The sequence below is a fragment of the Intestinimonas massiliensis (ex Afouda et al. 2020) genome, from assembly GCF_900626285.1.
In the GTDB taxonomy this organism is placed as follows: domain Bacteria; phylum Bacillota; class Clostridia; order Oscillospirales; family Oscillospiraceae; genus Flavonifractor; species Flavonifractor massiliensis_A.
On sequence record NZ_LR131147.1, the window covers coordinates 3165007 to 3171580 of the forward strand.

5 protein-coding genes are annotated in these 6574 nt (G+C 62.8%); all 5 read left to right on the forward strand.

Annotation, left to right across the window (positions count from 1 at the left end; translation table 11 throughout):
• The first annotated feature begins 1 nt into the window (after position 1).
• The 5 genes from rpiB to E0E41_RS15495 all read left to right on the forward strand — a co-directional run bounded on the left by rpiB (position 2) and on the right by E0E41_RS15495 (position 6321).
• On the forward strand, positions 2 to 427 hold the full coding sequence (gene rpiB, locus E0E41_RS15475; RefSeq protein ID WP_130870651.1) for a ribose 5-phosphate isomerase B: 426 nt from the start codon (positions 2 to 4) through the stop codon (positions 425 to 427).
• A 57-nt stretch (positions 428 to 484) separates the two neighbouring features.
• The gene (locus E0E41_RS15480) at positions 485 to 1831 is read left to right on the forward strand and encodes a sigma-54 interaction domain-containing protein (protein ID WP_130870652.1); all 1347 of its coding nucleotides are present in this window, start codon (positions 485 to 487) and stop codon (positions 1829 to 1831) included.
• Positions 1832 to 2046: 215 nt separating this feature from the next.
• On the forward strand, positions 2047 to 3630 hold the full coding sequence (locus E0E41_RS15485; RefSeq protein WP_130870653.1) for an amidohydrolase: 1584 nt from the start codon (positions 2047 to 2049) through the stop codon (positions 3628 to 3630).
• Positions 3631 to 3648: 18 nt separating this feature from the next.
• Complete coding sequence (locus tag E0E41_RS15490) at positions 3649 to 4872, forward strand: M20 metallopeptidase family protein (RefSeq protein WP_242623805.1); 1224 nt, start codon at positions 3649 to 3651, stop codon at positions 4870 to 4872.
• Positions 4873 to 4935: 63 nt separating this feature from the next.
• Positions 4936 to 6321, forward strand: coding sequence for a YfcC family protein (locus E0E41_RS15495; RefSeq protein WP_130870654.1), 1386 nt, complete (start codon positions 4936 to 4938; stop codon positions 6319 to 6321).
• The last annotated feature ends 253 nt before the right edge of the window (positions 6322 to 6574 follow it).

Sequence of the window (6574 nt, forward strand, 5' to 3'; positions counted from 1 at the left end):
TATGATCGCATTGGGTTCTGACCACGGAGGGCTGGCCCTGAAGCAGCACGTGATGGCCTGGCTGGACGACCACGGTCTGGCATACAAGGACTACGGCTGCTATACATCCGAGAGCTGCGACTACCCCGACTTCGGCCGGGCGGCGGCGGAGGCGGTGGCCTCCGGGGAGTGTGACCGGGGCATCGTCATCTGCACCACCGGCATCGGCATCTCCATCGCCGCCAACAAGGTGAAGGGCATCCGCTGCGCCCTGTGCAGCGAGCCCCTGTCCGCCGAGATGACCCGTCGGCACAACGACGCCAATATGCTGGCCATGGGCGGCGGCCTCATCGGCAACAACATGGCAGACCGGATCGTGGAGGTGTTTCTCAACACGGAGTTTGAGGGCGGCCGCCATCAGCGCCGGGTGAACAAGCTGGAGCCCTGACCCAACGGCCGGGCCGACTGTCAGGGACACGCATGGACAGGAAGGGGGCGGCAGATCATGGCAGAGGATCTATTGACCCAGATGAGCAGCATTATCCGGGAGTGTGAGGATTCCGACGGTATTCTGGTGGTGGATCAGGACGGCATCATCCGCTATCAGCGCATCACCATGAATTACTACTGGCGGGAAGAGGACACCATCGGGCACCACATTCTGGATCTCTATCCGGACCTGGACGCCACCACCAGCACCATTCTCCAGGTCCTGCGCACCGGAAAGCCCATCTACAACCAGCCCCAGGAGATCATGAACAGCCGGGGTGAGCGGGTGCTGCTGGACGCCACCACCCTGCCCATTCTGGACAACGGCGCCGTGGTGGGCGCGGTGGACTGCGCCAAATTCTACACCGTGGGCCAGCGGATCGTCCGGGGCGGACGGCGGGACGGCCTGTCCACCCTGGACCGGATCGTCACCCGCTCTCCGGCCATGGAGGCCCTCAAGCGCCGGATCCGGGACGTGGCACAGCTGGATTCCCCGGTACTGATTTACGGGGAGACCGGCACCGGCAAGGAGCTGGTGGCCGAATCCCTCCACAGCGAGGGGCAGCGGGGCGGCATGCCCTTTGTGGCCCAGAACTGCGCCGCCATCCCGGCCAATCTGCTGGAGAGCCTGTTCTTCGGCACGGAGCGGGGCAGCTACACCGGCGCTGTGACCCGGAAGGGCCTGTTTGAGGAGGCCCACGGCGGCACCCTGTTCCTGGACGAGATCAACTCCATGGACCCCGGTCTCCAGGCCAAGCTGCTGAAGGTGCTGGAGGCCAAGCGGGTGCGGCGGCTGGGGGGCAGCCAGGAGATCCCCTTCGACGTGCGCATCGTGGCGGCCGTCAACGAGCCGCCCCTCACCCTGGTCCAGCGGGGCAAGCTGCGGGAGGACCTGTATTACCGTCTGGGCGTGGTCCGGCTGACCCTGCCGCCCCTCCGGGAGCGGCCGGACGACATCCTCCTGCTGACCAATTACTTCATCGAGCGCTTCAACCGCTCCATGCACCGGAGCATTCGGGGGGTCACCGATGAGGTGGCCGCCCGCTTCCAGCGCTATCAGTGGCCGGGCAACATCCGGGAGCTGCAGAACACGGTGGAGAGCGCCTTTGCCGTAGCCAGGGGCGAGCTGATCTGTGAGGAGGACGTGGCAGACAGCCTGGGCCTCTGGACAACCCCGGAGCCGGCAGCTCCTGCAGCGCCGGAACGCCCCGCGGGCTTTTCCCTTAACCAGGCCCTCCAGCAATATGAACGGGAACTGCTCCAACAAGCGATGGAACAATGTGGTTCCATCTCTGCCGCGGCCCGGCACCTGGGCCTCTCCCGGCAGAACTTGAAATATAAACTGCAAAAATATGGCCTGTAAAAAATTTTGCGGGTGCAAAAATTTTTTACAGGTTAAGCCCAAAATCTGTGCTATGGAATAGTCCGCCAAAAATCGCTTGGCCGGGTTCTACGACACCAGATCCCCGGTTTTACAAGGATTTTTAGCGGATTATTTTTATACTTTTTTCAGTTTGGCATCTGAATTGCTAAATTATTTGACATCAAACATGCCGTGGGGCAGAAAGGACGAGTGTGATGAGAAGGCTTTGGTTCAACGGAAAGGTCGTATCCATGGACAAGGCAATGACCCGCTATGAGGCCATCGGCACCGAGAACGACAAGATCGTTTTTCTTGGGAGCAGTCAGGAGGGGCTGGCCCAGAGCTGGGATGAGACCCGGGACCTGAAAGGGGCCATGGTGCTGCCCGGCTTCAGCGATACCCACATGCACATGCTCTACTACGCTATGTTCCAGAAAAACGTGGCGCTGTTCGGCGTGCCGTCCATTGAGGACATCGTGGCCCGGTGCAGGGAGCGGATCGAGCAGAATCATCCGGACTACCTGCTGGGCATGGGCTGGAACCAGGAGAACATGGCGGAGGGCCGGATGCCCAACCGGGAGGATATGGACCGCATCTCCACTGAGATCCCGGTGTGCATGCTGCGGACCTGCGCCCATATTGCCGCCTGCAACAGCGTGATGCTGGAGCGGATCCGGGCCCTGAAGGGTGTGGACCCGGAGACCCTGAGCCATGTGGACTTCATCAACGGCCTGCTGCGGGAGGACGCCATGCGGCTGTACATGGAGGTCTTCCCCAAGGCGGATGACGCCTACGTGCGGGAGCTGGTGGAGATCGGCCAGAAGGGCCTCAACGCCGCCGGCATCACCTGCGTCCACTCCGACGACCTGAAGGTCATCGCCGGCATGGACCCCATCCATCTGATCGGCCTGTTCCGGGAGATGGAGGCGGAGGGCAAGCTGACCGTCCGCGTCTTTGAGCAGTGTCTGGTGGACCAGACCGAGTTTGACCGGCTTCTGAAGGTGCGCAGCGACCCGGCGGACCGGACCAGCCTGTTCCGCACCGGCCCCCGGAAGCTGCTCCAGGACGGCTCTCTGGGCGCCAAGTCCGCCGAGATGATCGACGGCTACGTGGACGACCGGGACAACCACGGCATCCCCATCTACACGGAGGAGGAGCTGTACACCTGGGTCAAGGCCGCCCACGACCAGCACATGGACGTGGCGGTCCACGCCATCGGCGACCTGGCCCTCCAGAAGGTGTGCGACGCCATCTACAAGGCCCAGAAGGAGAACCCCTGGCCGGACCACCGCCACGGCATCGTCCACGCCCAGACCACCTCCCCCGCCCTGCTGCGGCTGATGATGGTGATGGGCCTGCAGGCCTACATCCAGCCCATCTTCATCGACGCCGACATGAACATCATCGAGGAGCGGGTGGGCAAGCGCCACGCAAAGGACTGCTACAACTGGAAGAGCATGGAGGACCTGGGCATCCGGGTCAGCGGCGGCTCCGACTGTCCGGTGGAGCCCTTCGACGTGCTGGACAATATGCGGGCGGCCATCACCCGGCAGAACCGGGCGGGCACCAGGACCTACCTGCCGGAGCAGGCCCTCAGCGTGGAGCAGGCCATCCGCCTGTTCACCTCCGACGCGGCCTGGGCCTGCCGGGACGAGGACGTCCGGGGCACCCTGGAGACAGGCAAGCTGGCCGACCTGGTGGTGCTGGAGCGGGACCTCTTCGAGACCGACCCCAAGGACTTCCCCAAGGTACAGGTACTGGAAACGGTATTGAACGGAAAAACGGTCTATCAGGCCTAACGGAAAGGAGCGCTTATCATGAACGAAATGCTGGAAAAGGCCAGGCAGATTCAGGATCAGATCATCGCCGACCGCCGCAGCCTCCATCAGATCCCCGAGGTGGGCGTGTATACCCCCAAGACGGCGGCTTATGTGAAACAGCGGCTGACCGAGATGGGCATTCCCTGCAAGGACTGCGGCGTCCACTCGGAGGAGGACCGGGAGAAGATGCGCTTCGCCGGCTTCCCCGACGCCCCGGAATCCACCGGCGTGGTGGGTCTCATCGGCAAGGGCGGCCCCTGTATCCTGCTGCGGGCGGATATGGACGGCCTGCCCATGTGTGAGACCACCAACCTGGACTTCGCCTCCAAGGGGGACACCGCCCACATGTGCGGCCACGACGCCCACGCCGCCATGCTGCTGGGCGCGGCCCGCATCCTGAAGGACATGGAGGACCAGCTGCCCGGCACGGTGAAGCTCATGTTCCAGCCCGGCGAGGAGATGGGCTACGGCTCCCGCACCATGGTGGAGGACGGCCTGCTGGAGAATCCCAAGGTGGACGCCGCCATGGCCCTCCACGTGGGGCCCCAGGTGGAGGTGGGCAAGCTCACCTATTCCCCCGGCGTGGCCTCCGGCGCCATGGCCACCTTCATCGTCAGCATCCAGGGCAAGGGCGGCCACTCCTCCGAGCCCCAGAAGACGGTGGACCCGGTGAACATCGCCACCCAGGTCTGCTCCGCCCTGAATATGCTCATTCCCCGGGAGGTGGACCCCGAGGCCTTCGCCACCCTGACGGTGGGCGCCCTCAACGGCGGACGCACCTCCAACATCATTCCCGACACGTCGGAGATCATGGTGTCCTTCCGCACCCTGAGCCCCGAGGCCTACGATCACCTGCTGGAGCGCATCCCCGAGATCCTGGAGCACTACATCAAGGCCTGGCGGGGCACCTACTCCGTGCGGGTACTCAAGACCCCCAGCACCGTGTGCGACGCCGCCTTCTCCGCCGAGATCGTCCCCTACGTGGAGGAGATCCTGGGCGCCGGGAACGTGAGCCCCGCACCCCCCATGAAGGGCGCGGAGGACTTCGGCCATGTGACCCGCCTGGTGCCCGGCTTCTACGCCTTCATGGGCGCCGGCAGCCCGGACAACTACCCCCTGCACAACCCCAACATGGTGCTGGATGAGAGCGCCTTTGCCCTGGGCACCGCCATTCTGGCCAACAGCGCCGTGCAGTGGCTCAAAAAGCACGCCGGTAAGTAAGAGAGTGTGACACCGTCCCCGGTGGTTGTGTCCGGGGCTGTCAAATAAGAGGAGGTTTCATTTATGGGTAATGCGTTAAAGAAGAAGAAAGGCTTCAGCCTACCTCACGTCTACATCGTCATTCTCATCCTGATGCTCATCATCACGGTGATGACCTACGTGATCCCCGCCGGCAGCTATGTCCGGGAAGAGGGCGTGGTCGATCCCAATTCCTTCACCTATGTGGAACAGACGCCGGTGAGCTTCCTGCAGTTCTTCACCTCCCTGCACCAGGGCTTTGTGGAGAGCGCCTCCATCATCGGCGGCGTGCTGCTCATCAGCGGCTGCATCCAGATCATCAACAAGACCGGCGCCTTCTCCGCCGGCATCCAGTCCATGATCAAGGTGGCCAGGGGCAAGGGCCTCATCATGGTGGTGCTGTTCTTCACCCTGTTCACCGCCCTGGGCGTCATCGGCTATCTGGACGCCCTCTACCCCTTCTACCCGATTATCATTTCCCTGTTCATCACCCTGGGCTATGATAAGATGGTGGGTACCGCCGTTATCCTGCTGTCCACCGCCGTGGGCTTCACCTGCGGCATGGTGAATCCCTACACCACCGGCGTGGCCCAGACCCTGGTGGGCCTGCCCATGTACTCCGGCATCGGCTTCCGGGCGGTGGGCCTGGTGATCTTCTACGTCATCGCCCTGTTCTTCCTGGTCCGCTACTGTGTCAAGATCAAGAAGGACCCCAAGAACAGCGTCATGGGCGCCAATTATCTCAACGAGCAGAGCGCCCCCATGGAGTTCGAGGAGGGCCTGGCCTTCAATTTCAAGCGCATCCTGCTCATCGTCCTGTTCCTGATCACCATTCTGGTCTCCGTGGTGGGCTCTCTCACCTACATGTGGGGTCTGCCTGAGATCACCGCCTGCTACTTCCCCGTGACCATCATCGGCGTCATCCTCTTCCGGATGGACCTGACCGAGGCCTGCACCGAGTTCGGCAAGGGCATGGCCGGCGTCATCGCCCCCACCATGGTCATCGGCTTCAGCCGCGCCGTGTCCGTCCTGCTCACCGAGGGCAACATTACCGACACCATCATCCACAGCGTCTCCAGCCTGCTGGAGGGCAAGAGCCCCATCATCACCCTGCTCATCATCTACGGCTTTGTCACCCTGTTCAACTTCTTCGTCTCCTCCGGCAGCGGCAAGGCCGTGGTCATGATGCCTATCCTCCAGCCTCTGGGTCAGGTGCTGGGCATCAACCAGCAGGTCATGGTGCTGGCCTATCAGTACGGCGACGGCTTCACCAATACCTTCTGGCCCACCGCCTCCCTCCTGCAGCTGTCCCTGTGCGGCATGGACTACGGCCACTGGTTCAAGTTCGCCTGGAAGATCTATGTCTGCCTCATCGCCGCCGGCTTCATCCTGGTGGTGCTGGCCAACCAGATGGGCTACGGTCCCTTCTAAATTGGTTTTCCCTTCCCTATTTTCCCTTCCCAACAGAGCGGCGGGGTCCCCCACGGGGGGCCCCCCCCCCCCTTTTTTGAGAGGTTAGTTTTTGTAATGGATAATGGGCTTTCCCCCGGAGGGACCCCGGGGGGTTGTTCCTGGGGCGTTTGTTTTAAAACCGGAGGGAGAGGGCTTGGGATAAAGACAGCCGGCCTTCTCTTCCCCCCGCTCTTTTTCTTCTTACAATATCCTCCCCCCCCCGCCCGGCCCC

Bases quoted from the DNA above. Each gene is read 5' to 3' on its own strand.
- rpiB (WP_130870651.1), top strand. From the start codon at position 2: ATGATCGCATTGGGTTCTGACCACGGAGGGCTGGCCCTGAAGCAGCAC.
- E0E41_RS15480 (WP_130870652.1), top strand. From the start codon at position 485: ATGGCAGAGGATCTATTGACCCAGATGAGCAGCATTATCCGGGAGTGT.
- E0E41_RS15485 (WP_130870653.1), top strand. From the start codon at position 2,047: ATGAGAAGGCTTTGGTTCAACGGAAAGGTCGTATCCATGGACAAGGCA.
- E0E41_RS15490 (WP_242623805.1), top strand. From the start codon at position 3,649: ATGAACGAAATGCTGGAAAAGGCCAGGCAGATTCAGGATCAGATCATC.
- E0E41_RS15495 (WP_130870654.1), top strand. From the start codon at position 4,936: ATGGGTAATGCGTTAAAGAAGAAGAAAGGCTTCAGCCTACCTCACGTC.